The sequence below is a fragment of the uncultured Ferrovibrio sp. genome, assembly GCF_937960835.1.
In the GTDB taxonomy this organism is placed as follows: domain Bacteria; phylum Pseudomonadota; class Alphaproteobacteria; order Ferrovibrionales; family Ferrovibrionaceae; genus Ferrovibrio.
Genome location: NZ_CALGPC010000014.1, coordinates 19,806 through 45,392, shown reverse-complemented (window position 1 = coordinate 45,392; position 25,587 = coordinate 19,806). Strand labels below are relative to the sequence as shown.

General features: G+C 60.9%; 27 protein-coding genes. 7 read left to right on the top strand and 20 right to left on the bottom strand.

Translation table 11 applies throughout. From position 1 onward, the window contains the following. Window positions 1-51 precede the first annotated feature (51 nt). Window positions 52-438, top strand: coding sequence for a TfoX/Sxy family protein (locus Q0603_RS14015; RefSeq protein WP_298726711.1), 387 nt, complete (start codon window positions 52-54; stop codon window positions 436-438). 3 nt (window positions 439-441) lie between these two features. Here the strand turns inward: Q0603_RS14015 and Q0603_RS14010 are convergent, their stop codons facing one another. From Q0603_RS14010 to Q0603_RS13940, 15 genes are all read right to left on the bottom strand, one after another. After that, the gene (locus Q0603_RS14010) at window positions 442-651 is read right to left on the bottom strand and encodes a DUF2783 domain-containing protein (protein ID WP_298726709.1); all 210 of its coding nucleotides are present in this window, start codon (window positions 649-651) and stop codon (window positions 442-444) included. A 10-nt stretch (window positions 652-661) separates the two neighbouring features. Further along, on the bottom strand, window positions 662-1,096 hold the full coding sequence (paaI, locus tag Q0603_RS14005; protein ID WP_298726707.1) for a hydroxyphenylacetyl-CoA thioesterase PaaI: 435 nt from the start codon (window positions 1,094-1,096) through the stop codon (window positions 662-664). Then, the gene (locus Q0603_RS14000; protein WP_298726705.1) at window positions 1,093-1,884 is read right to left on the bottom strand and encodes an enoyl-CoA hydratase-related protein; all 792 of its coding nucleotides are present in this window, start codon (window positions 1,882-1,884) and stop codon (window positions 1,093-1,095) included. Before Q0603_RS14000 ends, paaI begins: the two co-directional genes overlap by 4 nt. Before the next feature lie 40 nt (window positions 1,885-1,924). Then, window positions 1,925-2,989, bottom strand: a complete 1,065-nt coding sequence (locus Q0603_RS13995) for a GGDEF domain-containing protein (RefSeq protein WP_298726703.1) — start codon at window positions 2,987-2,989, stop codon at window positions 1,925-1,927. A gap of 100 nt (window positions 2,990-3,089) precedes the next feature. Next, on the bottom strand, window positions 3,090-3,800 hold the full coding sequence (locus tag Q0603_RS13990; RefSeq protein ID WP_298726701.1) for an ABC transporter ATP-binding protein: 711 nt from the start codon (window positions 3,798-3,800) through the stop codon (window positions 3,090-3,092). A gap of 9 nt (window positions 3,801-3,809) precedes the next feature. Next, window positions 3,810-4,559 (bottom strand): ABC transporter ATP-binding protein, encoded by a 750-nt coding sequence (locus Q0603_RS13985; RefSeq protein ID WP_298726700.1) that lies wholly within the window; start codon window positions 4,557-4,559, stop codon window positions 3,810-3,812. Continuing rightward, on the bottom strand, window positions 4,552-5,688 hold the full coding sequence (locus Q0603_RS13980; RefSeq protein WP_298726698.1) for a branched-chain amino acid ABC transporter permease: 1,137 nt from the start codon (window positions 5,686-5,688) through the stop codon (window positions 4,552-4,554). Before Q0603_RS13980 ends, Q0603_RS13985 begins: the two co-directional genes overlap by 8 nt. A 12-nt stretch (window positions 5,689-5,700) precedes the next feature. Beyond that, a complete protein-coding gene (locus Q0603_RS13975; protein WP_298726696.1) occupies window positions 5,701-6,621 on the bottom strand; it encodes a branched-chain amino acid ABC transporter permease in 921 nt (306 codons plus the stop codon). Between the two features lie 88 nt (window positions 6,622-6,709). Further along, complete coding sequence (locus tag Q0603_RS13970) at window positions 6,710-7,900, bottom strand: ABC transporter substrate-binding protein (RefSeq protein WP_298726694.1); 1,191 nt, start codon at window positions 7,898-7,900, stop codon at window positions 6,710-6,712. Between the two features lie 259 nt (window positions 7,901-8,159). After that, window positions 8,160-9,788, bottom strand: coding sequence for an AMP-binding protein (locus Q0603_RS13965; RefSeq protein ID WP_298726692.1), 1,629 nt, complete (start codon window positions 9,786-9,788; stop codon window positions 8,160-8,162). Then, the gene (locus Q0603_RS13960) at window positions 9,781-11,268 is read right to left on the bottom strand and encodes an NADH:flavin oxidoreductase (protein ID WP_298726689.1); all 1,488 of its coding nucleotides are present in this window, start codon (window positions 11,266-11,268) and stop codon (window positions 9,781-9,783) included. Before Q0603_RS13960 ends, Q0603_RS13965 begins: the two co-directional genes overlap by 8 nt. Next, the gene (locus tag Q0603_RS13955) at window positions 11,265-12,458 is read right to left on the bottom strand and encodes an acyl-CoA dehydrogenase family protein (RefSeq protein ID WP_298726687.1); all 1,194 of its coding nucleotides are present in this window, start codon (window positions 12,456-12,458) and stop codon (window positions 11,265-11,267) included. Before Q0603_RS13955 ends, Q0603_RS13960 begins: the two co-directional genes overlap by 4 nt. Window position 12,459: 1 nt before the next feature. Continuing rightward, window positions 12,460-13,284: an enoyl-CoA hydratase family protein gene (locus Q0603_RS13950; RefSeq protein WP_298726686.1), complete on the bottom strand. Its 825-nt coding sequence runs from the start codon at window positions 13,282-13,284 to the stop codon at window positions 12,460-12,462. Beyond that, window positions 13,281-13,802: a MarR family transcriptional regulator gene (locus Q0603_RS13945; RefSeq protein ID WP_298726685.1), complete on the bottom strand. Its 522-nt coding sequence runs from the start codon at window positions 13,800-13,802 to the stop codon at window positions 13,281-13,283. Before Q0603_RS13945 ends, Q0603_RS13950 begins: the two co-directional genes overlap by 4 nt. After that, entirely contained in the window at window positions 13,799-14,632 is an 834-nt protein-coding gene (locus Q0603_RS13940) for an SDR family NAD(P)-dependent oxidoreductase (protein WP_298726683.1), read from the bottom strand. Before Q0603_RS13940 ends, Q0603_RS13945 begins: the two co-directional genes overlap by 4 nt. Window positions 14,633-14,839: 207 nt before the next feature. Here Q0603_RS13940 and Q0603_RS13935 point away from each other — a divergent pair, with 207 nt between their 5' ends. Then, window positions 14,840-15,247: a hypothetical protein gene (locus Q0603_RS13935; protein ID WP_298726680.1), complete on the top strand. Its 408-nt coding sequence runs from the start codon at window positions 14,840-14,842 to the stop codon at window positions 15,245-15,247. A 30-nt stretch (window positions 15,248-15,277) separates the two neighbouring features. Here Q0603_RS13935 and Q0603_RS13930 read toward each other — a convergent pair whose 3' ends face one another. The 5 genes from Q0603_RS13930 to Q0603_RS13910 form a co-directional block, all read right to left on the bottom strand. Next, a complete protein-coding gene (locus Q0603_RS13930) occupies window positions 15,278-16,897 on the bottom strand; it encodes an MBOAT family O-acyltransferase (protein WP_298726678.1) in 1,620 nt (539 codons plus the stop codon). Between the two features lie 14 nt (window positions 16,898-16,911). After that, complete coding sequence (locus Q0603_RS13925; protein WP_298726676.1) at window positions 16,912-17,160, bottom strand: acyl carrier protein; 249 nt, start codon at window positions 17,158-17,160, stop codon at window positions 16,912-16,914. Between the two features lie 2 nt (window positions 17,161-17,162). Beyond that, a complete protein-coding gene (locus tag Q0603_RS13920; protein WP_298726674.1) occupies window positions 17,163-19,085 on the bottom strand; it encodes an HAD-IIIC family phosphatase in 1,923 nt (640 codons plus the stop codon). Between the two features lie 345 nt (window positions 19,086-19,430). Continuing rightward, the gene (locus Q0603_RS13915) at window positions 19,431-19,673 is read right to left on the bottom strand and encodes an Lrp/AsnC ligand binding domain-containing protein (RefSeq protein ID WP_298726672.1); all 243 of its coding nucleotides are present in this window, start codon (window positions 19,671-19,673) and stop codon (window positions 19,431-19,433) included. Window positions 19,674-19,772: 99 nt separating this feature from the next. Continuing rightward, the gene (locus Q0603_RS13910; protein WP_366132742.1) at window positions 19,773-21,179 is read right to left on the bottom strand and encodes a DEAD/DEAH box helicase; all 1,407 of its coding nucleotides are present in this window, start codon (window positions 21,177-21,179) and stop codon (window positions 19,773-19,775) included. A gap of 184 nt (window positions 21,180-21,363) precedes the next feature. On the opposite strand from Q0603_RS13910, the gene Q0603_RS13905 reads away from it, so the two are divergent. From Q0603_RS13905 to Q0603_RS13885, 5 genes are all read left to right on the top strand, one after another. Beyond that, complete coding sequence (locus tag Q0603_RS13905) at window positions 21,364-22,536, top strand: M20 aminoacylase family protein (protein ID WP_298726668.1); 1,173 nt, start codon at window positions 21,364-21,366, stop codon at window positions 22,534-22,536. 14 nt (window positions 22,537-22,550) lie between these two features. Next, entirely contained in the window at window positions 22,551-23,375 is an 825-nt protein-coding gene (locus tag Q0603_RS13900) for an MBL fold metallo-hydrolase (protein ID WP_298726666.1), read from the top strand. Between the two features lie 27 nt (window positions 23,376-23,402). Next, window positions 23,403-23,963, top strand: a complete 561-nt coding sequence (locus Q0603_RS13895; RefSeq protein WP_298726664.1) for a histidine phosphatase family protein — start codon at window positions 23,403-23,405, stop codon at window positions 23,961-23,963. A 135-nt stretch (window positions 23,964-24,098) separates the two neighbouring features. Beyond that, complete coding sequence (locus tag Q0603_RS13890) at window positions 24,099-24,551, top strand: MarR family winged helix-turn-helix transcriptional regulator (RefSeq protein ID WP_298726662.1); 453 nt, start codon at window positions 24,099-24,101, stop codon at window positions 24,549-24,551. A 176-nt stretch (window positions 24,552-24,727) separates the two neighbouring features. Then, the gene (locus tag Q0603_RS13885) at window positions 24,728-25,585 is read left to right on the top strand and encodes a xanthine dehydrogenase family protein subunit M (protein ID WP_298726660.1); all 858 of its coding nucleotides are present in this window, start codon (window positions 24,728-24,730) and stop codon (window positions 25,583-25,585) included. Window positions 25,586-25,587 lie beyond the last annotated feature (2 nt).

Sequence of the window (25,587 nt, the reverse complement as noted above, 5' to 3'; positions counted from 1 at the left end):
GGTTTGTTCGTCACGATTGCATCGCGCAGCGCTTCGGCTAGTCTCGCGGCCATGACCGCGAGTCCCGAATTCGTCACCTTCGTCCAGGAACTGTTCGCGCCTCTGGGTGGCGTCAGCATCCGCCGCATGTTCGGCGGGGCGGGGATCTATTCGCGCGGCGTGATGTTCGGCCTGATCGACGAGGACACCATCTACCTCAAGGCGGATGCGGAAAGCCGCAAGGCCTTCGAGGCGCGCGGCTGCGGTCAGTTCGTTTATGACGGCAAGGGCAAGCCGGTGGCCATGAGCTATTGGCAGATGCCTCCCGAACTGGTGGACGATGCCGACGAGGCGCTGGTCTGGGCGAAGACGGCGCTCGCCGTGGCAAAAGCCGCCAAGGCTGCCGTGCCGCCATCCTCGCGGCGAATCACGCTGGGGGCGGCCAGACGTCGGCGATAGGACTTAAGCGGCCTTGTTCCGAGCCCTGCCGCGGGCAATGGCAATCGCTTCCTTCAGGATTTCTTCATCGCCGATATGGTTGGCGAGCAGCAGCACCAGCTTGGACATCGCCACTTGGGCGGCGCGGTCGTCCAAACCTTCGGTCATTTTCACCAGTGCGGCATAGAAGGCATCCGGGTCGGCAAGATTGGGATTGGTATTGAGCTTTCCCATGGCTTCCTCCTCACCCCAGGCCCGGAATGGGCTCGCCTTGCACCGTCCGCGCCAGGCCACGGAACAGCGCGACCATATTGCCCTCAGCGTCGCAGACGGTCATGTCATAGATGCTGCTGCGGCCGGTGGTAGAGCGCAATTCGGCGGTTGCCGTCAGAACCGTGCCGGGCTGCACCGGGCGCAGGAATTCGATGCTGGCATGCTGCGCCACCGTGCTGCGGTTGAAGGAATTGCAGGCATAGCCGAAGGCTGAATCGGCGAGGGTGAAGATGATGCCGCCATGGCAGGTGCCATGGCTGTTAACCATGTCGGGCTGCACCGTCATGCGCAGCACGGCACGGCCAGGACCCATTTCCAGCAATTCCACACCAAGCTTGCGGGCCGCAAGGTCGCGTTCCGCCGCGACCTTGCCGACTGCTTCCGCGATCTCCTGCGGTGTCTTCATTGCCCCGTGAATTTTGCCGGACGTTTCTGCAGGAAGGCCATAACACCCTCGATGAAGTCGCGGGTGCGGCCAGCGATACGCTGCGCCTCGCGCTCGATCTCAAGTTGCTCGTTCAGCGTTGCATTGGCGGATTGACGCATGATCTTGCGGATCTGTCCCAAGCCGATGGTTGGACCGTTAGCGAACTTCGCAGCGATCTTGCCGGCTTCCTCCATCAGCACGTTGTCGTCCACGCATTTCCAGATCAGGCCCCATTCGGCCGCCTTTTCGGCGGGCAGGGGCTCGCCTAGCATGGTGAGGCCGAGCGCGCGCGCGGACCCAACGAGGCGCGGCAGGAAATAGGTGCTGCCAGCATCGGGTACCAGGCCGATATTGGCGAAGGCCTGCAGGAAGCTGGCGGATCTGGCGGCGATGACGATATCGCCGGTCAACGCGAGGCTCATGCCGGCGCCGGCGGCGGGCCCATTGATGGCACAGACGACCGGCATGCGAAAACCGTCAAGCTTGCGGATGACCGGGTGATAGCGCTCGTGCAGGGCGGCACCGAGGTCGGGCAGAGCGCCATCCTTGGTCAGATCGCCTGAAGCGAGATCAGCGCCTGAGCAGAAGCCGCGCCCGGCACCGGTCAGCATCAGGCAGCGGATTGTCGCATCGGCATCGATGTCTTCCAGTGCGGAGAGCAATTCCTGCATCAGTTCTGGACTGAGCGCGTTAAGCCGTTCTGGCCGGTTCAAAGTGATGGTAGCGACGCCGTCGCGTTTGTCGACCAGCAGCGTTTTATAGGACATGCGTTTCTCTCCCGTGTCTGGGAGAACGCTAGCCGATTTTTCAGTTCGGTAGAACCGCTTCGGTGGCCATGTCGGACGCGGCTTCCGTTGCGGCAACCACGCAATTGCGGCCTCGGCGCTTGGCCTCGTAGAGCGCGGCGTCGGCGCGCTGCACGAGGCTGCTGAGCGCTTCGCCGGTACGATACTCGGCGACGCCTGCAGAGATCGTGATGCGGCCAAGTTCTTCCCCGGTATGCCGTTTCACCAGTTTGCGTCCGGCGATCAGCATGCGCAGATTGTCGCCCAGCTTCACGGCTTGATCGGCGCGGGTGCGCGGCAGCAGCAGCGCGAATTCCTCGCCGCCATAACGGGCCGCCAGATCCTGGCCTTTGACATTGTCGCTGAGTGTGCGCGCGACGAGCTGCAGCACAGTATCGCCGGTCTGGTGTCCATGGCGGTCGTTGAACTGCTTGAAATGATCGATGTCGAGCAGCATGAGCGACAGCGGCTCGTGGCTGTCCTGCGCGGCCTTGGCCAGCAGCGTCAATGTCTGCTCGAAATTCTTCCGGTTGGCGAGACCGGTGAGCGAGTCCGACAGGGCTTCACGGCGAGCCTGCTCGAAATGCTCGCGCAGCATCTGCACTTCCGCCGTCGTTTCAGCCAGACGTTCTTCCAGCGACTGGTTGCGCTGCTGCATCACGCGGGTTTCCTGCAGCATCGCACTGACCAGCGCGCCCATCGAAGGCGCGGCCGGGTGGTTATCGAGCTTGTCGGAAAAATGCTCCAGCTTGTCGCCATAGGTGCGGGTATCCTGCTCGGCTGCGCCGATATAGGCGCGCAGTTCATCCATGGCTTCCTGCAGTTTCTCGGTGGTTTCGCGCGACGCGCGCAGCATGCGGGCAGGATTAAGGAACTCCTCGTAAAGCTGCAGCGTGACTTCGGGCGTAAACGGCCTATTGCTGGCAAGCAGCGCGTCGATGGCGTGACTCAAAGCCGGGTCGCGGCCCGCGTGATATTCGTACCAGATGGTAAAATTGACTGGCGTTGGCGGAATGGAGAAGCGCGCCATGCTGGCCACCGCCGCATGGGCGAATTCCGCAGCTTGGTGCAGATCGTCGTGATACATCCACGCATCCCCCAGGACGGCGTACCCCCCTGTCGGGCACGCCCCGCCGATCTCCACTTTGCGGCCAAGCCGCGCGGCTGGCAATGGTCGTCTGAAAAAATCAGATGCCGAGATAGCGGCGCTGGATTTCGGGCGCGGCCAGCAGGGCGTTGGAATCGCCTTCCCAGACAACCCGGCCTTTTTCAATGACGTAATGGCGGTCGGCCAGACGTGTTAGCGCGTCGACATTTTTATCCACAACCAGGATGGACTGTCCGGCCTGCTTCAGACGTTCGAGGCAGAACCAGATTTCCTGTCGGATCAATGGGGCCAAGCCCTCAGTTGCCTCATCCAGGATCAGCAGATGCGGGTTGGTCATCAGGGCCCGGCCTATCGCCAGCATCTGCTGTTCGCCGCCCGAAAGCTGATTGCCCATGTTACTGGCACGCTCGGCCAGGCGGGGGAAGAGCTCGATTACCCGCTCATAGGTCCAGGGCTGTTCGGCATGGCGGCGGTTGGCAGCCGTTGCGATCAGATTTTCGCGGACCGACAGGTTGGGGAAGATCTGCCGCCCTTCCGGCACCAGGCCGACGCCGATCTTGGCAACGCGATAGGCGGGCAAGCCGCGGATATCGGCATCCCGAAAACGGATATGGCCGGTGGCGGCAGGCGTGAGCCCCATGATCGAGCGGATTGTGGTGGTCTTGCCCATGCCATTGCGGCCCATCAGGGTGACCACTTCGCCCGGATTGATGCACAGGCTCATGCCGAACAGCACCTGGCTGCGACCATAGAAGGTGTTGATATTCTCGACGTCGAGCAGACTGGCCATATGCGCTCCTTACGCCTCATCGCCGAGATAGGCCTGGCGGACCTGCTCGTTCCGCCGGATCTCGTCCGGCTCGCCGGTGGCGATGCCTCGGCCATAAACCAGCACAGTGATGCGGTCGGCCAGCGCGAAGACGGCATCCATATCATGCTCGATCAGCAGCATGGTGATGCTGCCCTTGATCTGGCGCAGCAAGGTTACCATCCGCGCGGAATCCTCGGGTCCCATGCCGGCCATTGGCTCGTCGAGCAGCAGAAGCTTCGGCCGGGTTGCCAAGGCCATGGCGATTTCAAGCTGCCGATGCTCGCCATGACTCAGGACGCTGGCCACGGTTTCGGCGCGATGGGCGAGGCCGACCTGTTCCAGGGCAGCCATCGCCGGCTCGCGCAGGCGAGGATCGCTGCGGGCATCCTTCCAGAAACGGAAGGAATGGCCGTCATGAGCCTGCACCGCCAGCATGATATTTTCCAGCGTGGTAAAATTCAGAAAAATGGATGTGATCTGGAACGAGCGCGCGATACCGAGATGCGAGCGCGCATGCACCGGCAGATGAGTGATGTCCTGACCAAGAAAACGGATGCTGCCGGCATCGGGCCGCAACTCGCCGATCAACTGGCTGATCATCGTGGTCTTGCCGGCGCCATTGGGGCCGATCACCGCATGCACTTCGCCTTCGCGGATGTCGAGATTGAGGTTGTCGGTGGCGACTAGGCCGCCGAAACGCTTGACCAGGCCTTCGACCTTGAGCACCGGCTCAAGCATGATCGCCTCCGGCACTGGCAATAGCCACAGCTTCGCGCCGCTGGCGATACCAGATCGCAAGAATGGCTGCGGCCGCCCCGGCAAGCACAACGGCTGCAGGAATCCAGTCATCGTACCACAGATAATGGACGACATAGATGAGGAAGAGCGTGATCAGGCCGGTCAGCGCATAACCGGCAGCGCCGCGCACCATGGCGCCGTCGATACCGCCGCGCGCGAAGAGAACCACCAGTAGCAGGATCGGACCGAAGACGATCTTCCAGTATTCCGTCCAACTGGAAAGGATTTCCTCCAGCATGAGGAAAGTAACGGCGCCGAAAAGCGGGCCGAAAAGGCTGCCCATGCCGCCCAGCACGACCATGACGATCAAATCGCCAGAGCGCGTCCAATGCATCATCGCGGGGCTGATGAAATCGGTATAGGTGGCAGTGAGGATGCCGGCCAGACCACAGATGGTGCCTGAAATAACAAAGGCCGTAAGGCGATAACGGAAGACCGGAAAACCGAGCGTCGCCATGCGGCGGTCGTTCGACTTAGCGCCTTGCAGCACCATGCCGAAGCGCGAATTCACCACCCGGTAGGTCAGCCATAAGACTATGACCAGCAGAACCCAGCAGAGGTAGTATAGCGTTTCCTTGTCGTTCAGATCGAGCAGGCCGCCGAAATCCGTGCGCTGCAGGATCGTCAGGCCGTCATCGCCGCCATAGGCATAGGCGCCATTGCCGAGATAGTAGACAAGCTGCGCCAGGGCCAGCGTAAGCATGATGAAGAAGATGCCCTTGGTGCGCAGCGACAACAGGCCAATCAGCAAGGCAACCAGAGCCGAGCCGATCAGCGCCACCGGCCATTGGATCCAGGCCTCGGTAATGCCGTGATGAGCCAGGATGCCGATCGCGTAACCGCCAACGCCGATATAGGCGGCATGGCCGAAGCTGACCATCCCGCCATAGCCGAGGATCAGATTCAGGCTGACGGCGGCGATTGCCATGATGACGATGCGAGTGAACAGCGTCAGCATGAACGGATCATCCAGCAGCATCGCGAAGACCGGAACGAGACCAAGCAGGACAAGCAGAATGCTGCCGGCGATCGTGGTGATCGGCGATTTCAGGCGGAGGAGCGAAGACATCGACGCGGCTCCTCAGCGGCCGGGGGCGGGGAACAGACCGGCGGGACGCAGCACCAGCACACCGGACATCAGGATATAGATCAGCATCGAGGATAGCGCCTCGGCCACTGTGCCTGCATCGGCCGGGCTGAGGACGGTACCCAGCATGTTCGGCAGGAAGGCGCGGCCCATCGTGTCGACCAGACCGATCATCACGGCAGCAATAAAGGCGCCGCGGATCGAGCCGATACCGCCGATCACGATGACGACCAGCGCCAGGATCAGGATGTTGTCGCCCATGCCGATCTGCACCGTGGTGATCGGCGCTGCCATCAGACCGGCCAGCGCAGCCAGTGCCGCTCCAAGACCGAAAACCAGAGTGAAGAGCAGCTTGATATCGATGCCCAAGGCGCCGACCATTTCGCGATTCGTGGCGCCGGCACGGATCAGCATTCCAAGCCGCGTTTTCTGCACCAGCACATACAGAAACACGGCGCAAAGCAGGCCGACCACGATGATCAGGAAACGGTAGGTCGGATAGGGCAGGCCGGGCAGGACTTCGAAATGAGTGAGCAGCGAGTCTGGCAACGGAATCGCCATACCCCCGACACCGAACAATATACGAGCCAATTCGTTGAAGAAGAGAATGAGGCCGAAGGTGGCGAGCACGTGATCGAGGTGATCGCGGGTATAGAGATTCCGCAGCGCAATCACTTCAACGACGATCCCAAGCAGCGCCGTGGCGGGCAGCGCAAGCAACGCGCCGAGCAGGAAGCTGCCGGTCCATTCCGTCAGCGTGGCAGCGAAGAAGGCGCCCATCATGTAAAGGGAGCCATGTGCCAGATTGACCAGATCCATGATGCCGAAAACGAGCGTCAGCCCGGCGGCGAGCAGGAAAAGCAGAAGGCCGATCTGCAGGCCGTTGAGGAATTGCTCGATGAGGAGAAGCGTCATGAAGAAAAAAAGGCTGCGGGTAATGAAACGGGGCGTCAAGCGGCTGTGGCCTCCTGACGCCCCGTGGATTGGGGCGATGACCCGATGATTACATCTTGCACTTCGGCGCGCTGGGATCTTCCAGGTTGTCGATGATCTTGCTGATCGTGCGAATATCGTACTCGTTCTCGGAAACCTTATAGGCTTCCTGCTGATAGATCGCGTGGATCGGGAAGTGGTTCTTGTTGAACTTCATCGGGCCACGGACGGAGTCGAAGTTGGCGGCTTCGAGCGCTTTGCGCAGGCCTTCCTTGTCCTTCAGGTTGCCCTTGGTCGCGGCCACCGCCGAGGCGATGAGGTTCGCCACGTCATAGGACTGTGCGCCGTAGAAGGTGGGCGTGTCCTTATGCTTCTTCTTGTAGTCGGTTACGAATTTCTGGTTGGCGGCATAGGGCAGATCAGGCGCCCAGAACAGGCCGAAATAGGTGTCCAGCACCAGGTCCTTCTGCAGCTTCAGTGTCACGCCGTCGACGGTGAACACCGAATAGAGCGGAATTTCCTTCTTCAGATTGGCCTGGCTGTACTGGGTATAGAACTGAACGCCCGCGCGGCCGGGGAAGAAGATGTAGACGGCGTCGGGCTTGGTGGCGCGGATTTTGGAAATCTCAGCAGAGAAGTCGAGCTGATCGGGCCAGCGGGTCATGTCCTGGCCGACCACTTCGCCCTTGAAGGTGGCCTTGACGCCGTTGGCCATGTCCTGGCCGGCTGCGTAATTGGGTGCGACGATATAGAGCCGCTTGACGTTCTTCTGGTTCAGCAGATGACCGACGCCCATCGGATTCTGCTCATTGGCCCAGGAGGCGGCGAAGAAATAGGGATTGCATTGCTCGCCGGCGAGCTGCGACGGGCCGGCATTGGCGCTGATCAGGAAGGTCTTGGAATCGACGACCGGCTTGTAGGAGGCCAACAGCACGTTGGACCAGATATAGCCGGCCATGAAGTCGACGCGATCACGCTGCAGCAGCTTGTCGGTCTTCTGCTTGCCGACTTCAGGCTTCTGCTCGTCGTCTTCGTAGATCACCTCAACCGGGATGCCGCCCATCTTGCGGCCCATATGATCGAGCGCCAGCTCGAAGCTGTTGCGCATATCGATGCCATAGGCCGCATTCGGACCCGACAGCGTGGTGACGAAACCGATCTTGATCTTCTTGGCTTGCGCGGCGGCGTGATCCGCGGCGGTCAAAGCCAATGCGGATACGGCCAAGGCGCCGGTCACTCGAAGCAGCGTCGACATCTTCATTGTGGATTTCCTCTCCCTGTTTTGCAGTCAGCCTCCATCACGGATGTCTGCCTGCCTGCCCTGACTGAACAGCATACACTTTAAGCGCCTCTGCCTGCGCTCGGGTAAAGCAAGGCAGAGACCGCGTAACTGCGCAAACTCTTTATAGTCTGGGTACTTAGAGGCGGAGGTTGCCTCCTCCGTATGATGATCACTCCCCCATCGTTTTGTGCAGTATAGTGCATGATTATCGACTCGCAAGCAGTATCATGCACAACCGCTAAGCCTGCTGCCGCAGCAGGAAACGCTGCACTTTTCCTGTCTGGGTTCGGGGTAAGGCGGCAATGAATTCCACCGTGCGCGGGTATTTGTACGGCGCAATTTCTGCCTTAACGAAATCCTGCAGGATTTTTACCGTCTCGGGACAGGCCTTCGTCTGATCGCGCAGCACGACAAAGGCTTTCACCACCTGTCCGCGTTCGGGATCCGGTGCGCCGACGACGGCGCATTCCTGCACCAAGGGGTGCAGCATGAGCACGGATTCCACCTCTGGCCCGGAGATGTTGTAGCCCGCTGAGACGATCATGTCGTCGGTGCGTGCCTGGTACCAGAAATATCCGTCCTCATCGCATTTGTAGGCATCGCCGGTGTAGTTCCAGCCATCGCGGACATAGGCATTTTGCCGCTCGGGATTATCGAGATAGCGGCAGCCGGTGGGGCCACGCACCGCCAGCTTGCCGATCACCCCGGGCGGCACCGGATTGCCCTCGTCATCGACCACGCGTGCCTCGAAGCCAGGGATCGGCTTGCCGGTTGCCCCGGGGCGGATGTCATCGCCGGCGGAGGTGACGAAGATATGCAGCATCTCGGTAGAGCCGAGACCGTCGATGATTTTGATGCCGGTGGCATTGTACCAGCCCAGCCAGGTCGGCAGCGGCAAGGTCTCACCCGCTGAGACGCATTTCTTGAGCGAAGAGATGTCATAATTCTTCGTCATATCCGTCATGGCGCGGTAGGCGGTCGGCGCCGTGAACAGCACGCTGACCTTCTTGGCCTGGATCGTTTCCAGCATCTTCTGCGGATTGTACAGCTCGACCAGTACGGTCGAGGCGCCGGCATGCATGGGAAAGGTGACCAGGGCGCCGAGGCCGAAGGTGAAGGCAATCGGCGGCGAACCGGTAAAGATGTCGTCGGCATTCGGCTTCAGCACATAGCGGCTGAAGGTATCGCAGATCGCCATGACATCGCGGTGGAAATGCATGCAGCCTTTGGCCGGACCGGTGGTGCCGGAGGTGAACGCGATCATACAGACATCGTCCCAGGCTGTATCGACGGTTTCGAAATGCACCGGCTTAGTGGCCATGCGGGCCTCCAGCGAGTCCGGACCTTCGGCATGGAAATAGATGCAGCGCTGCAAATGTGTTGACTCTTTCAGCGTCGTCTCCATCTCCTCACGCAGCCGCCAGTCGCAGAGCGCGATCTTGATCTCCGCCTTGTCAGCCATGAAGGTCAGTTCGCGCCAGCGATAGAGCGGCATGGTAGCGACGGCGATGGCGCCGACCTTCATCACTGCGAACCAGCAGGCGACATACATCGGATTGTTGGGCGCGCGCAGCAGAACGCGGTTGCCGGGCTGCACGCCGAGGTCATCGACCAGGACATGGGCGATGCGATTGGCAGTTTCCAGAAGCTTCTGATACGTCCAGACTTCGTCATTGTAATAGATGACCGGACGGTTGCTGTATTTCTCAGTCTGCTTGTCGAGCAGTTCACGCGCGCAGTTGAGCCGTTTCGGATAAGCCTTCAGTTCCGGCAGGCTGTCCCACAGCATCGTCGGCCAATGATCCTGTGGCGGCAGGTGATCGCGGGCAAAAGTATCGACATGCGCGGAAGGTTCGAACCTATGCATGATGCACCTCGTCGGATGACATCTGAGAGGATGAATCGGCGGGTTCGGCAGACGGAATGGGGAGGTCGATACGCACCGCATCTGACGGCGGCGTTGCACGCCCGGCAGCATCATGGCCACGGACGTAATAGGTGTAGCGCAGGCCGCCAAGGACGACCTTGTCGGTGTGCTTCGTTGATTTGACGGCTTCAGTAACGCGTGCGCGGCCGTCATCCTCGGCCCGGTAGATGTTGTAGCCGGCAATCGGCGCCGCACCCGGCACAGCCGCTTGCCAGGTCAGTTTTACCTGCCCCTTTTCTGCTTTCAGGACAAGTCCTGCGCCGCCTTCGGGCCATGCGGGGCCTGCGCCGTCGGTCGCATCGGGTGGTGCTTGCCGCAGGCCCTTGGGCCAGAGGAAACAGGTTACTTCCTTGAAATTCTCATCGAGCTGCTTGCAGACATTGCAGTAGATGCAGCGCACGATCTGATCAGTGCGGTCCTCGCGCAGCTTTTTCGGCCAATCGGGATCGGCCAGCAATTGCCGCGCCATGCCGATCATGTCGGCTTGGCCGGTCTGCAGCAGGTGCTCGGCATCGGCCGGATCGCTGATCTTGCCGACCGAGATCACCGGCACATGGAAGCCCTTGGCATTGATGAACTGTTTCACGGCAGCCGCCAGATGCGCGTGCGGCAGCGGCGGATACCAGTCGCCGGGCATGCAGCGGTCGCCGGAGTAGCCGGTGTAGGGATAAAGCGGCTGACCCGCGCGATGGACGGCATCTTCGAACTTGCCGCCGACCGACAGCGAGATGTAGTCGACGCCAAGCTGAGCCATGCGCAATGCAATCAGCTTGGCTTCCTCAACCGTGTAGCCCTCCTTGATGGCTTCCTCGGCTAGGTAACGCACGCCGACCGGCCAGTCCGTACCAACCTGCCGACGTACGCTGGCCATGACCTTGCCGAATATCGCCAGCCTGCCTTCCAGGGTACGGCCGTCATATTCGTCGCGGCGCGGATTGCGACGGGAGAGGAAGGATGACAGGGTATAGGCATGCGCCGAATGCAATTCGACGCCGTCATAGCCGGCGTCACGGGCGCGGGCGGCTGCTTCGCCGAACTGCCGGATGATGCGATCGATCTCTGCCGTGGTCAGGCTGTCGATGGTCTGGCGCCAGCCGGACCGGGCGACTTTCAGGAAATGGATGATCTGCGGTACGACCTTGCTGTCGGATGCACCATGCACCTGCCTGACCAGTTCCCGATGGCCGGGAATGAATTCATCCGATGACAGCCGCAGCAAGGGACCGGATTTGTTACCGTGGATGGCGGTGGCTTCCACAACGATCAGGCCAACTTCGCCCTGGGCATAGCGGACGTAGCGGTCGATGATCGCCTGGTTGACGAAGCCATCCTCGCCCGAGAGCCGCGTCACCATCGCTGGGACCGCCACCCGGTTCGGCAGCGTCAGCCCGTTGATGGTGAGCGGCTCAAGCAGTTTCATCCGGCTGCCTTCGCTGTTTCTTCCGCTGCATAGGCTGCGTAGGTCTGCCCGGCGATCACCAGCTTGTTGATCTCGGTAGTGCCTTCGTAGATGCGGAGCGCGCGTATCTCGCGATACAGACTTTCCACCATGTAGCCCTTGGTTACGCCGAGGCCGCCCCAGAGTTGCACGGCGGCGTCGATGACGCGTTGAGCGGCCTCGGTGGCATACATCTTGGCCATGGATGCCTCGCGGGTGACGCGGGTAGCTCCCATGTCCTTGGTCCAGGCGGCACGATAGATCAGCAGGGCCGCGGCATCGATCTCGGTTGCCATGTCGGCGATCTTGGCCTGGGTGAGTTGATAGTCGGCGAGTTTCTGGTTGAAGACTTTGCGTTCATGCACGCGATGCAGCGCCTCGTCCAAAGCGCGGCGCGCGAAGCCCAGAGCAGCAGCACCCACCGTGGAGCGGAAGACATCCAGATTGCTCATGGCGATCTTGAAGCCTTCGCCGGGCTTACCGATCAGGTTGCCGGCAGGCACGGCGCAATCCTTGAATTCGAGGCGGCCGAGCGGATGCGGCGCGATCACGTCGATCCGTTCAGGAACGCTGAAGCCCGGTGTTCCGGCCTCCACTACGAATACGGCAAGGCCCTTCGCACCGGGTGTATCGCCCAGGCGCGCGATCACCGTATACTGGTCGGCGATGCCGCCATTGGAGATCCAGGTCTTCACGCCATTGAGGCGGTAGCCCTGCCCATCCGGCACGGCGACGGTGCTGATATTAGCGACATCCGAGCCGGCCTCGGGTTCCGACATGGACAGGGCCGCAATCTTCTCGCCTTTGGCAACACCGGGCAGCCAGCGTTGTTTCTGCTCTGGCGTGCCGAACAGGCTGATCGGACCCGAGCCAAGGCCCTGCATAACAAAACTGAAATCCGCCAGCCCGTGATGATAGGCGAGGATTTCACGCGCCAGCGCTAGGCTGCGCACATCCAGCCTGTCATAAAGCCCGCCGCCATCCTTTGGCACCGTCAGGCCCAGAAAGCCATCCTGACCAAGCTGGCGCACGAACTGGCGGCAGGTGGCATCGATATCATCACTCTCGTCGTGATGCGCAGCATGCTTCCTAGCCCAGGTCCAAAGCCGGCTTGAAAGATCGCGGTGGCGATCTTCGAAGAAGGGCCAGGCCAGATAGCTGCGGTCCGGCATCTCAATTCCCCTCGAAGACCGGTTTCTGCTTCGCCACAAAAGCGTGGTAGGCGCGGGCAAAATCCTGCGTTTGCATGCAAATGGCCTGCGCTTGGGCTTCCGCTTCGATGGCGGCATCCAGATCCATCGACCATTCCTGATGCAGGCAGGTCTTGGTGATACGATGAGCGAAAGTCGGGCCATCCGCCAGTTCCTTTGCCAGCGCCAGTGCTTCGGCCAGTACCTGCTCAGGTGCAACGAGGCGGTTGTAGAAGCCCCAGCGTTCGCCTTCCTCTGCGCTCATGCTGCGGCCGGTATAAAGCAGTTCGGCGGCACGGCCGGAACCGATGATGCGCGGCAGGATGTTGCACGCGCCCATATCGGCGCCAGCCAGACCGACGCGAACGAACAGGAACGCCGTCTTGGTGCGGGGCGTGGCAAGGCGCAGATCTGAGGCCATGGCAAGAATAGCGCCGGCGCCAGCGCAGACGCCATCGACCGCCGCAATGATGGGTTGCGGGCAGTGGCGCATGGCCTTGACCAGATCGCCGGTCATGCGGGTGAATGCGAGCAGGCCCTGCATGTCGCCGGCATCCTTCATCTTCACCAGCGGGCCAATGATTTCATGCACGTCGCCGCCGGAGCAGAAGTTGCCGCCTTCGCCGGTGATCACGACGGTCTTGACGTCGCTGACATGATTGAGTGCACAGAAGGTGTCGCGCAGTTCGGCATAAGAGGCGAAGGTGAGGGGATTCTTGCGATCGGGCCGGTTGAGCGTGATGGTGGCGACTTTGCCATCAACCGCCCAGCCGAAATGCTGCGGCTTGAAGTTCTTGCCCAGGGTCACGTTCCCTCTCCCTGATGATGCGCCGCGGCATTGTGCAGGACCGAGGCTTTGAGCTTGCCGAGCAGCTGGAACAGCTGCTGCATCTCCTGGCGGCTGAGGCCCGCCATCATCTCGTCAATCCAGCCCTCGTGTTCCGGCGTCATCGCATCGAAGGCCTTCTTGCCGGCCGGGGTAAGGCTGACGTGACTGCTGCGCCGGTCGCGGGCGGATTGCGTGCGCTTGACCAGGCCTTCTTCCACCAGCCTATCCGTCAGTCCGGTGATATTGCCGTTGGAAACCATCATGCGGGCGCTGAGTTCGCTCATGGTCAGTCCATCCGGAGCACGGTCGAGCTGCGCCAGCAAATCAAAGCGGGGCAGGGTGGTGTCGAATTTCTCCCGCAGCGACGCCCGGACATTCCGCTCGATCAGGCTGGAACAGGTCAGAAGGCGCAGCCACAGCCGCAATTCCAGCTTGTCGTCGCGACTGGCCGCTGTCTCGCGGTCATTTGCCGGCAAGGGTTGACGTATTTCACTCATGACATGACCTCTCCACCGGCAACGGCAATGCACTGCCCGGTGATTGATCTCGCAGCCGGACTGGCCAGCCATAACGCAGTCTCAGCGACTTCCTCCGGCTGGATCAGGCGGCCTTGCGGGTTGTTCCTGGCCAATTCCGCCTGTGCTTCTTCGGCGCTGCGGCCAGTTTTCCTCACGATTGTTTCGATGGTGTTGGTGGTCATGTCGGTATCGACATAGCCGGGGCAGATAGCATTCACGGTGATGCCGGTCTTGGCGTATTCGCGCGCCAAGGCCCGTGTGAAGCCGACCACGCCATGTTTGGCGGCGCAGTAGGCAGCAACATAGGCATATCCTGTCAATCCTGCCGTGGAGGCGATATTGATGATCCGGCCATCATTGCGTTGCAGCATGCCTTCGATGGCAGCACGCGTAACTTGAAAGACGCTGGTCAAGTTGGTGGCGAGCATCTCGCCCCAATGCGCGTCCGTCATCTTCGCAAAAGGCTGGCTGAGGCCCGAACCTGCATTGTTGACGAGGATGTCTACGGGACCATGCCGTGCCGCAGCCTTGGAGACCATGGCGGCAGCCGCAGCAGCATCAGTCAGATCTGCCTGAAAGATCGAGCAGGCCGCATCATGATCTGCACTCAGTTGTGTGCGGCGTTTTTCCAAAAGAGTATGGTCGCGGGCGGTCAGGCTGAGTGTCGCGCCGCAGGCCGCGAAGGCTTGAGCGATCGCCCAGCCGATGCCTTTGCTGGCGCCGGTGATGAGGACATGGCGACCGTGCAGCGTCGGACGGGATATGTGTTCCGCTGCCGTTGAGATGTGCTGACTGGGCACTGCCGCCACGCTGACCCTCCGCCAATTATTTTAAGTATAAAATATATGGGTGGAGGTGACAAGCCCAAGACATGTGAAGGCGACTTGCAGGATCAAGTATGGTAAATAACCCCAAAGTGATTCGAGTGGGGGATGTTGGGTGTGATTCTGCGGGGGCTTACCAAAAGCTGGCTTGGAGTGGCGCTGACGGGCTTCGTGCTCGCGGGATGCCAAAACATGAATCTCGCCAGCTCAGGCGCAACCACCGACAACTCCTCCCGCGGCGGTCCTCCGCCTCAAATTTCCGGCATCGCTTTGCCAGAAGGCTATTCCCTGGATGCCGACAGGACGATCATCCTAGGCGAGGGTGACCGGTGGATCGGCCGTCTTTCTTACAGTGTGCGGTCCTCGGCTGATGACATGTTCGACTTCATCCGCCGTGAGATGACCAATCACGGCTGGTCGGAAGTTGCGGTGGTGCGCGCCGAGACCAGCCAGCTTACCTATCTGTCGGGTGCGGGCGACCGGGTGGCGTCGATCCTGATTCTGCGCAGTACATTGTATGGCTCGAAAGTCGACATGACAGTCTCGCCGGCCGCTGGCAGCGGCATAGCGCCGCCCCGGAGCCCGAACGCGCGTCGCTAGGCGATTAGCGCAAACCCGAGCCTTCCCCCTTTAAAAGGTGAAGTAGAGGAACTCCGACGGTGCCACCGAGGCAGCGCGTAACAGCGCTATCGCCAAAAGCGCGCCGATAATGCCGCCTTCCACCAGGCCGCCCCGAGCCGCTAAAACGGTTTGCCAGCGGAGCGATGGCAGAAGCGAGCGCGTGGTATCTGCCAGCGAAGCGAGACGGGCCGCCGCCTTTGGGATGATCTCGAGATACTGAATAGTGTTGGGCAGCAGCCACACGATACCCAGAGACACCGCGATCAAGGCGCCTTGCGGCGAGGCCAAGCGCCAGAGCACATATTCGAGGATGCTCATCTCAGCGGCATCACGGCCGCCAATGGTCGGCATCATCTGCGTATAATCGCCAAGACCGATCATCCCCCTCACAACCGTATAGGCATGCTCCAGGCTATTGGCCTTGAAGAAGACCAGGGCGAGGGTGACGGCAAGAAAGGTCAGGCCAACGCCGGCGATGCGGCCCAGCCAGGCCGGGCCAAGGTCAAACCGCCAGTGCTGCCGCAGCGCGCGCCAGCCATGGTTGATGATCATGTAGAAGGCGTGCAGCAATCCGAAGGCGATGAACTGCCAGCCCGCGCCGTGCCAAATGCCCGACAGAAAGAAGGTAATGAAGGTCGGCACCGCCACCAGGACCACGAAAGGCTCGAATGCGGGCTTGGAGCGGCGCAGCAGCGGTTTGCCTGCCGCAACACGGCGGCGCGTCAGGGACATCACGATGGGATTGTAGATATAGGCCGTGAGAAAACGGGTCAGCGTCATATGCCAGCGCGACCAGAATTCGATGATGCTGCAGGATTTGTACGGCGAAAAGAAATTCACTGGCAGCCGGATACCGAACATGAGTCCCAGTCCGATGGCCATGTCGGAATAGCCGGAAAAATCAAAATACATTTGCAGCGAGAATGCGACGGCACCAAGCCAGGCCTCGATTGCACCAGGCGTAATGCCATCGGCGGCAGGGCCAAAGGCCAAGGCGGCAATCGGCGCCAGAGGATCAGCAATGACGACCTTCTTGAACAGACCGATCGAGAAGGCGGTGAGCCCCAGAATCAGATTGTCGGTCTGCGGCGTGAAGGTTTTCGGATTAAGGAATTGCTGCAGGATCTCCCGATGATGAACGATGGGACCGGCAATCAGCTGCGGGAAAAATGAGACAAACAATGTGTAGCGCAGTAGGCTGATCTCGCGCGCAGCTCCTGCCTGTGCGTCAACCAGAAAGGCGATCTGCTGGAAGGTGTAAAAGGAAATCGCCAGCGGGAGGACGATCTGAGGAACGGGCACACCCAAACCGGCCAGATCGTTGATGGCTTCGGCAAAGAAGCCGGCGTATTTGAACCAGCCAAGCGCTGCCAGATTGAGCGAAATGCCGAGGATCAGCAGCCAGCGCTGCGGCCATCGTCCCAATGCCAGGCCGATCACGTAATTGACGAGGATCGAGATGGCCAACAGCGGAACGAAATCCACCCGCCACCAGCCATAGAAGAAAAAGGAAGCCGCGATCAGCCAGAGCATGACCCATTGCGGCCGCCGGAACCGGGCGATCAGCAAAAAGCCGCAGAGTACGATAGGCAGAAACGCAAACAGAAAGACCGGTTCGCTGAACAGCATGATGGACCCGGATGTCAGGCGGCGATGCGTTTGCTGGCGATCAGCTCAACGAAGTCGCCGACATTGCGAAGGCTTTCGATCTCCGCGGTCTTGAACTTGATTCCGAACCGCATCTCGGATGCGACAACGATGTTGATGTGATTGAACGAGTCCCATTCCGGAACGTCGCTGGCCGATAAATCCGGCGTGGCAACGATGTCGGGATTGTCGAAGACATCCTGAAGGATGTCAGTCAAGGCGGCGTAGATTTCCTGTTTATCCATCATCAACTCCCACGCATGACTGCGATGTGATCGACCGGTGGCAATGACAGATTCTCCAAAGGCAGAATCCACGCGGTTTCGCCAGGATCGGTCGCACCTTCAAGCAGCGAAAATCCAAGATTGGGGTAGTGGTCTTTCACCAGACCGTTCTTCGGCGTTGGCCGGTAGCGGCCGATCAGTTGCGTTATGCCGGCTACCTTCGCATCCTCGACAATCACCTGCAGCACGGCATTCTCGACCCGGCGTCCCAGGATGCGGCAGCTCATCAGCCAGCTATCCAGTTCCAGGCTGCCTGGTTCCGGCCCCCGGCGTCCGATGACGATGCTGGTGAGGCCGTTATCGCCGAACCGATCTGTCAGCCGGAAGGCATAGGTAAGAACCGAGGGATCCTCCATCAGGGCGCGAACTTCTGCTTCGGTATAGCGGCGGGTGGTCAGGTTGAACTGGTTCGTCTTGTTGATGAGCTGAGTGATGCGCGGCAGATCGGCTTGCCGGAAGGCGCTGACGGTCAGTACCATCTGCAGATCGCGCAAAAAGTCTTCCATATTGGTGGCGGAGAATTGCCGCCGCTTCCGTTCGCGGTTGGCTGCGTATTGATCGTTCCGCTTGGTGTCTTCCAGGGAGAAGGACACAGCCTCGAAATAGCCTGCATCGGCGATGCACTTGGCATAAAGCTCTGGCGCTTCCGGCAGTTCGGGCACGGAGACGGCAGGCAACGTACGCCGCATGAGATCGCGTTCAGCCGGGTTGTCGTCGATGAAGACGAAGGAATCGAGGCCCAAATCGAGATCCTTCGCAATACGGCGCACTGCTGAAGGCTTGTCGTTCCAATTCGCCTCAAAGGCGGCAAAGTCGTCCCGCCGCAGCACCATTTCCGGATGCTGATCGAAGGCAGCTTCCGCTATGGCCTGCTCGTTCTTCGAACTGACGGCGAGAAGCACGCCGCGGCTGCGCAATGCCTTCAGGTAGTGCTGGAAGGTCAGATAGGCTTCGCCGGTGCCGCTGCCCTGGCCCAGCACCACCCCATCCAGTCCGTCATCGCCGATGACGCCGCCCCACAGCGTGTTGTCGAGATCGAGGATCGCCACCTTCTTGGACAAGCCGCGCAGTGCAGCCAGGATGCGGGCGATATGGTCGCCGACCCAGGGCGCAGCCATGGGCGAGATGGTCTGTTTGGCGTGATGCCACAGCATCGGATCGCCGATCTGCTCGGCACCGATTCCGGAAGTCGCCTGCCGGAGATCCAGCAGCAAAGCTCCTTCCTCGGCAGCCCGCACGGTAAGGCGCGCATCGAATTGCGTGGCAATTGCGGCCGGCGCGGCGGGAACGGTGCGCTCGAAATGGCCAAACAGCGAGGGCGCCACGATCCATTGTGTCTGCTGAATCACCACGGCCTTGGCGCGGTCACGCAGCAGATGCCAGAGCTGCGCCAGTTCATCGACTGCCGCATCCAGCGCGGCCTCTACATCTATACGCGGCGCATTCAGCGGCAGCGTGGGAAGCAGTGCGGCATGGTCGAGGCTCAGCAGGACTGCATCGGGCTGAAAGGCATAAAGCGCGGAGGCCGGATCGAGAATCTGCTGCCGCCATTGGCCGAAAGGCGCCACATGCACCTCGACGAGCAGCCCTCGCCGCAAGGCTCCGATGCGGATCGCGGGAGCGAGATGTTCGAGCGTGCTGCTGCCGAGTATGGCGAGACGAAGTCGTGGAACGCTGCCCGGTAGTGAACCTGTCTTGTCAGAGACGACGCGGTCCAGCCGCCGCGTCTGCATGAAATCCAGGCGATAATTGGCAAGCGTCTGTAGAGTGACCCAGTTTTCCTCGCCCGACAGTTCGGTATTCCGAAACATGCGTAAAGCGCCGTCGAAATCGGCTGCCTCCGGTAACCAATAGAGGTCAGGGCAGGACGGAGTGGTCATCGACATGACAGTCATCGCCAAAGCTTCTCCCACGACATCGTCGCCGAGCGGATATGCCGGGGCATGATGGTTGTCTGGAGGGCGGCGGATCGTAACCGCGGATTATTTGCCTCTGCAGCACCTCATCCCCAGTCGGAGAAAACGAACCAGTTTTTTCGTTTTTTGACCGGAGCGCGTACCCGCTGCCGGTGGGGGTAACTCTTAGGGAGTGAAGCGTGCTTGTATTGTGACCAAATCGTGGTCCGCAGATCAGCTTTCACCGACTCTACGAACGCAAGTGGCAGTGGCGTGGCGAATGTGCTGCTACGATATCGGCTACGGTTTGGATAAGCCTCTGATGAGGCTGGAAATTTAGCTGAACGCCTTGAAAGTTATCAGCGTGAAGGTGTCCTTCACCCCGGGCAGGGTCTGCAGCTTATTGACAACGAAATGACCGATATCCTGCCCGTCGGGGAGGTAGCACTTCATCATCAGGTCGTATTGTCCTGAAATGGAATGGACTTCGGAAACCTGCTCGATGTCTTCCACGGCCTTCACAGCAACGTCATAGGCGCGGCCGAGTTCGCATTTCACCATTACGAAAATCGTCTGCATCACCGGCTCCGTAAGTCTTTCGGGCGACTGTAATCGAAGTGCCTGTCGCTGGCCAAGCCATATAGCCCGGCCAGAGGGCAGTCGTGGATGCCGCGGAAATTAGGAGGACGCCGTGCGGCGAGCCGGCCGCAGCAGGAAATTCGGAACGTGGTCGCCCATGCCCCGCACGGGCGGCTCGCGGTCCTCCCGGCGCTCTTCCCGGCGGTCGCGGCGTCGCGATTCGTTGCGCTGCGGCTCGGGCTTGGAGGCTGGGGCAGCCGTCTTTGCTTCCGGGGCGGTCAACCGGTCATCCGCCGGCTTGTCGGCCCGCTTCGGAGTCCGCTCTCGTCCGCCACGATCCTTGCGGCCACGGCGGCTGCGCTTTTCGTCTGCCGGGGGAACGTCAGAAGCCTCGGATTCGTCAGGGGTAAAACCCTGCAGTTCCATGACCGGGATGTCGCGGGCGATCAGCCGGGTGATCGCCTGCATGTACTTGCCGTCCTCACCCGACACCAAGGTAAAGGCCCGGCCTTCCATGCCCGCGCGGCCGGTGCGGCCGATGCGATGCACATAGTCTTCCGGGTGGGTCGGAACGTCAAAATTGAACACATGGGTCAAGCCCTGGACGTCCAGACCGCGGGCCGCGACGTCTGAGGCGACCAGCAGGCCGATCTCGCCCTTCTTGAACTTCTCCAGGGTCGCGGTGCGCGCCGACTGGTCCATGTCACCATGCAAGGCCGCCGCGTCGAAGCCATGGCGGGCCAGCGACTTGGCCAGAATGTCAACGTCGCGCTTGCGGTTGCAGAAGATGATGGCGTTTTTGACGTCTTCGTTGCGCAGCAGGGTGCGCAGGGCTTCCCGCTTCAGCCGGTGCGAAACGTGGATCTGGAACTGGGTGATCGATTCAGCCGTGGTGGCTTGGCGGGCAACCTCTACTTCCTTGGGGTTGCTCAGGAACTTGTCGGCCAGTTTCCGCATCTCCGGTGCCATGGTGGCGGAGAAGAACAGGGTCTGGCGCAGCGGCGGAAGCATCTTCGCGATCCGCTCGATATCCGGCATGAAGCCCATGTCCAGCATGCGGTCGGCTTCGTCGATGACGAAGATCTGCACGCCGGTCAGCATGACCTTGCCGCGTTCGAAATGGTCGATCAGGCGGCCCGGCGTAGCGATCAGCACATCCACGCCGCGGTCCAGCAGCTTTTCCTGTTCGGAATAGTTCACGCCGCCGATCAGCAGGGCCATCGAGAGCGGCGAATTCTTGCCGTACTTGTCGAAGCTCTGGGCGACCTGGTCGGCCAATTCTCGGGTCGGCTCAAGGATCAGCGCGCGTGGCATGCGGGCACGGGCGCGGCCTCCGGCCAGGATGTCGATCAGCGGCAGCGTGAAGCTGGCGGTCTTGCCCGTACCGGTCTGCGCAGTGCCCAGCACATCGCGCCCCATCAATATGATAGGGATAGCCTGTGCCTGGATGGGAGTTGGCGTTACATAACCGGCATCGGCGACAGCCTTGAGAACCGGCTCGCTCAAGCCTAAATCAGCAAAATCCATGGATTTCCGCGTTCTATGAACAGCAGCGCACCTCTGCGCACTGTCCGCGGGCGGACAAGACCACAGGAACCCCCTTAAGTCAATCCCCGCCTATGCGAGTGGAAACAAGAAAATCAATCGGTTATCGTGGCATTTCAACTTTTTTCCGTAACCGGGGAACCCGATGAAGCTGATTGACGAGATCGTCGCCAACAAGGCCCAGCTGACCGAGTGGCGCCGCGACTTGCACATGCATCCTGAAACCGCCTTCGAAGAGCATCGCACTGCGGATTTCGTTGCTCGTACCTTGGAATCGTTCGGAATGCCGGTCCACCGGGGGCTGGCCAAGACCGGCGTGGTGGGCACCCTGAAGGCGGGGAAGGGCAATCGCGCCATCGGCTTGCGGGCGGATATGGACGCGCTCGATCTGATTGAGCTGAACGACTTCAGCCACAAGTCCAAGCACGAAGGCAAGATGCATGGCTGTGGCCATGACGGGCATACCATCATGCTGCTTGGGGCGGCCCAGTATCTGGCCAAGACCAAGAATTTCGACGGTACCATCCACTTCATCTTCCAGCCGGCAGAAGAGAACCTCGCGGGCGGCAAGGTGATGATCGACGACGGGCTGTTCGAGAAGTTCCCCTGCGAGATGGTGTTCGGCATGCACAACATGCCGGGCATCGATGTCGGCAAGTTTGCGGTCCGGGTGGGGCCGATGATGGCGTCGGCGGACATGTTCTGGATCAAGGTGCGCGGCGTCGGTGCCCATGGCGCCTATCCTCATCGTGGCGTCGACCCGGTCGTCATCGCTTCGGAAATCGTGCTGGCTTTGCAGTCGATCGTCTCCCGCAACACGGATCCGCTGCAATGTGCGGTTGTCAGCTGCTGCCAGATCGAGGCCGGCCATACCACCAACGTGATCCCGGAAGAGGCGATGATCGCCGGCACGACACGCGCCTTTTTGCCCGAAGTGCAGGACATGATCGAGGCACGGCTCAAGCAGATTGCCACCGGCATCGCCGCTGCCCATGGCGCGACTGCCACGGTCGATTATCAGCGGCGTTATCCGCCGACGATCAATACCGCCGATGAAACCGAACTGGCCGCCCAGGCCGCCGCGACTGTAGTCGGTGCCGACAACGTGCTGCGCAATGTGAATCCCAGCATGGGCGCAGAAGACTTCGCCTGGATGCTACGCGAGAAGCCCGGCTCTTACGTCTGGATCGGCAACGGCGCTGGCGAAGGCAGCTGCATGGTTCATAACCCGCGCTACGACTTCAACGACGAAATCCTGCCGATCGGTGCCAGCTACTGGGCGCGGTTGGCAGAGTTGGCATTGCCGGCCGGTTCATAGGAGACGCACAAGCCGTGAGCTTCAAGGTGAAGTTCTGGGGAGTTCGCGGCAGCATTGCAACGCCGTCCCCGCGGCATATCGGCTTCGGAGGCAACACCTCCTGCATCGAGTTGAAGGTCGGCGGGCGGGTTGTCATCCTCGACGCGGGGACGGGCATTCGCAATCTCGGCCATTGGCTGCTGCGGCGGCAGGTCACCCAGGGCGACCTTTTTCTCACGCATACGCATTGGGATCACATCAACGGCTTTCCGTTCTTCTCGCCCGCCTTCAAGAAGGATCACCATTTCACCATCCATGCGGGACATCTGAGCGACCGGGGTGGGATCGGCAACGTTCTGGCGTCGCAAATGGCCCAGCCGTTCTTCCCCGTGCCGCTGGATAAAATGGGGGCGCGGATCGAAAGCGTCGATTTTCGCGCGGGCGACAGTTTCAAGCTTGGGTCGCAAATCCAGGTGCGCACGACGCCGCTGAATCACCCGGACGGGGCCACGGGGTACCGGTTCGAATATGGCGGCAAATCGCTGTGCTACGTGACGGATACCGAACACATACCGGGCAAGCCTGACCAGAATATCCTCGGGCTGATCGAGGGTGCCGATCTTGTCATCTACGACAGCACCTACACCGACAAGGAATTCGAAGAACATGTCGGCTGGGGCCATTCGACCTGGCAGGAGGGTGTGCGGCTTTGCCGTGCCGCCAATGCGAAGGCCCTTGCGATATTCCATCATGACCCGGATCATGAGGATGCATTCATGGAAACCCTGGAGGCCGAGGCGAGGCAGCTCTGGTCCGGGGCATTCGTGGCGCGCGAGAATATGCGCGTTAACTTGTTGTAGTGCCTCGCAGGGGAGGAAGGGCGAGGAATGGCACGTTTGTATCTGGTCCGCCATGCGCAAGCGGCAGCGCGGTTTGACGAGGATCCCGATCCGGGCCTGTCCGAAGAAGGCAAGGAAGCGGCGGTCGATTTGGCGCTGCAGCTCGAATCGCTCGGGCCCATGCAGATTCTGACCTCGCCACTAGAACGAGCACGGGAAAGCGCTTTGCCGCTGGCGAACCGCTGGGGGATCATGCCTGAAGTCAGCGCCGCCTTCAGCGAAATCCCGACGCCGCCAGAGATTGCCGAAAAAGGCATCAGGGCGCGTGGACCGTGGCTGCAGCAGATTGCCACCCAGCGCTTCTCGGCTCAGCCACCGCTGATCCGGGCCTGGCGGGAAGGCTTGGTCGGCATGCTGCGGTCGTCCCGCTACGACGCCGTCATCTTCACCCATTTCATGGTCATCAACGCGGCCTTGGGCGCGGCGCTCAACGACGACCGGCTGGTCATCATGAATCCGGATTATTGCTCCTGCACGATATTGGAAGTCGACCGGAGCGGCCTGTCGCTCATCACCCGCGGCAAGGAAGCAAAGACCCCGGTTTTGTAGACGGTGTTCTGCTGGCGATCCGTGTCGGCCGGTCGCCATTGAATGGCTTGGCCCAACTGGGCGTAACGCGCTAATGTACGTTTCGAACTACGCGTTATAGTTGGCAACTTGCGGGGCCCGCTCATCGCGATGAATATGAAGCCCGACATCAAGGCCGCGCCCTCAGCGCTCCCCGAAGGCTACGTCCTGGAGGATCAGGTCGGACACCTGATCCGGCGCGCGCATCAACGCCACACGGCATTGTTTCTCGCCATGATTGGCGATGCTCAGGTCACGACCACACAGTATGCGGCGCTGGTCAAACTCTACGAACTGGGCGAACTGTCGCAAAACCATCTCGGCCGCCTAACAGCCATGGACCCGGCGACGATTCAGGGCGTGATCCGCCGTCTTACGGCGCGCAAGCTGATTTCCCATCGGCCGGACAAGAATGACAAGCGCCGCCGCTGCTTAAGCCTCACGCCGGCTGGCCGGGAACTGGTCATGCGGCTGATTGCCAATGGCCCGAAAGTCAGCAAGGCCACGCTCGATCCGCTCAGTCCCGATGAGCAGCAGCAATTCCTCTCCTTGCTGAAACGCCTGTCCTAACTGCCTTTTCCCTCATCCCAGAGCGATGTTGCGCTGCCGCATTCCTGCGCAGGGCATGCCTATATTTTGACGTTGACTCTTTTTGAGCAGCGTCGCAGCATCATTTGCGTACAAACGATGTCTTCCGCATGACGCGGAGCGCGAAATAGAAGATGCCGACGGGGAGGCCAAGTCCGATGGCGTCGTATTTGCGTCCCAGTAGCCTCGACGAGGCGCTCGCCAGCCTGAGCGCCGCGACAGGCCAGCATCCGATCATCCTTGCCGGCGGCACGGACTATTATCCTGCCCGCGTCGGCAAGGCGCTGTCCGACGACATTATCGACATCACGGCGATCCCTGATCTGCGCGGCATCCGCCAAACTCCGGATGGATGGCGCATCGGCGCTACCACCACATGGAGCGAAATAGCGGCAGCCGATTTGCCGCCGCTATTCGATGGCCTGAAACAGGCCGCGCGCGAAATTGGAGGTCGCCAGATCCAGAATGCCGGAACGGTGGCCGGCAATCTTTGCAACGCGTCACCTGCTGCCGACAGCGTGCCGCCTTTGCTGGCGATGCGGGCGAAGGTGGAGCTGCGCGGCGCGGCTTATGCCCGTGAACTTCCTCTAAGCGAATTCATCACCGGTAACCGCCGCACGGCGCTCAAGCCAGGTGAATTGGTCTCTGCCATCCTGGTACCGAGGCCAAAAGCCGAGGAAGTGTGCAGCACCTTCCTGAAGCTTGGCGCGCGGCAGTATCTGGTGATCTCGATTGCCATGGTAGGCATCGTGCTTGAGGTCGACGGCGGGATCGTTGCGAATGCGAGTGTCGCGGTGGGAGCCTGCTCCGAGGTCGCCCAGCGCCTGCCTTATCTTGAAACGGAATTGACGGGGCGACGTTTGAATGCCGCATTGGCAAACCGGGTAAAGGCTGAGCATTTCGACAGCCTCAGCCCGATCGACGATGTCCGGGCTGATGCCAATTATCGGCGAGAGGCGGCGGTGATACTGGTGCGCCGCGCTCTGACAGCACTAGTAAAAAGAAACAGGGGGTAGGG

What these genes read in the sequence shown, in the direction of transcription:
- Q0603_RS14015 (WP_298726711.1), top strand. Translation starts at nt 52, where the DNA reads ATGACCGCGAGTCCCGAATTCGTCACCTTCGTCCAGGAACTGTTCGCG.
- Q0603_RS14010 (WP_298726709.1), bottom strand. Translation starts at nt 651, where the DNA reads ATGGGAAAGCTCAATACCAATCCCAATCTTGCCGACCCGGATGCCTTC.
- paaI (WP_298726707.1), bottom strand. Translation starts at nt 1,096, where the DNA reads ATGAAGACACCGCAGGAGATCGCGGAAGCAGTCGGCAAGGTCGCGGCG.
- Q0603_RS14000 (WP_298726705.1), bottom strand. Translation starts at nt 1,884, where the DNA reads ATGTCCTATAAAACGCTGCTGGTCGACAAACGCGACGGCGTCGCTACC.
- Q0603_RS13995 (WP_298726703.1), bottom strand. Translation starts at nt 2,989, where the DNA reads ATGTATCACGACGATCTGCACCAAGCTGCGGAATTCGCCCATGCGGCG.
- Q0603_RS13990 (WP_298726701.1), bottom strand. Translation starts at nt 3,800, where the DNA reads ATGGCCAGTCTGCTCGACGTCGAGAATATCAACACCTTCTATGGTCGC.
- Q0603_RS13985 (WP_298726700.1), bottom strand. Translation starts at nt 4,559, where the DNA reads ATGCTTGAGCCGGTGCTCAAGGTCGAAGGCCTGGTCAAGCGTTTCGGC.
- Q0603_RS13980 (WP_298726698.1), bottom strand. Translation starts at nt 5,688, where the DNA reads ATGTCTTCGCTCCTCCGCCTGAAATCGCCGATCACCACGATCGCCGGC.
- Q0603_RS13975 (WP_298726696.1), bottom strand. Translation starts at nt 6,621, where the DNA reads ATGACGCTTCTCCTCATCGAGCAATTCCTCAACGGCCTGCAGATCGGC.
- Q0603_RS13970 (WP_298726694.1), bottom strand. Translation starts at nt 7,900, where the DNA reads ATGAAGATGTCGACGCTGCTTCGAGTGACCGGCGCCTTGGCCGTATCC.
- Q0603_RS13965 (WP_298726692.1), bottom strand. Translation starts at nt 9,788, where the DNA reads ATGCATAGGTTCGAACCTTCCGCGCATGTCGATACTTTTGCCCGCGAT.
- Q0603_RS13960 (WP_298726689.1), bottom strand. Translation starts at nt 11,268, where the DNA reads ATGAAACTGCTTGAGCCGCTCACCATCAACGGGCTGACGCTGCCGAAC.
- Q0603_RS13955 (WP_298726687.1), bottom strand. Translation starts at nt 12,458, where the DNA reads ATGCCGGACCGCAGCTATCTGGCCTGGCCCTTCTTCGAAGATCGCCAC.
- Q0603_RS13945 (WP_298726685.1), bottom strand. Translation starts at nt 13,802, where the DNA reads ATGAGTGAAATACGTCAACCCTTGCCGGCAAATGACCGCGAGACAGCG.
- Q0603_RS13935 (WP_298726680.1), top strand. Translation starts at nt 14,840, where the DNA reads ATGAATCTCGCCAGCTCAGGCGCAACCACCGACAACTCCTCCCGCGGC.
- Q0603_RS13930 (WP_298726678.1), bottom strand. Translation starts at nt 16,897, where the DNA reads ATGCTGTTCAGCGAACCGGTCTTTCTGTTTGCGTTTCTGCCTATCGTA.
- Q0603_RS13925 (WP_298726676.1), bottom strand. Translation starts at nt 17,160, where the DNA reads ATGGATAAACAGGAAATCTACGCCGCCTTGACTGACATCCTTCAGGAT.
- Q0603_RS13920 (WP_298726674.1), bottom strand. Translation starts at nt 19,085, where the DNA reads ATGTCGATGACCACTCCGTCCTGCCCTGACCTCTATTGGTTACCGGAG.
- Q0603_RS13915 (WP_298726672.1), bottom strand. Translation starts at nt 19,673, where the DNA reads ATGCAGACGATTTTCGTAATGGTGAAATGCGAACTCGGCCGCGCCTAT.
- Q0603_RS13905 (WP_298726668.1), top strand. Translation starts at nt 21,364, where the DNA reads ATGAAGCTGATTGACGAGATCGTCGCCAACAAGGCCCAGCTGACCGAG.
- Q0603_RS13895 (WP_298726664.1), top strand. Translation starts at nt 23,403, where the DNA reads ATGGCACGTTTGTATCTGGTCCGCCATGCGCAAGCGGCAGCGCGGTTT.
- Q0603_RS13890 (WP_298726662.1), top strand. Translation starts at nt 24,099, where the DNA reads ATGAAGCCCGACATCAAGGCCGCGCCCTCAGCGCTCCCCGAAGGCTAC.
- Q0603_RS13885 (WP_298726660.1), top strand. Translation starts at nt 24,728, where the DNA reads ATGGCGTCGTATTTGCGTCCCAGTAGCCTCGACGAGGCGCTCGCCAGC.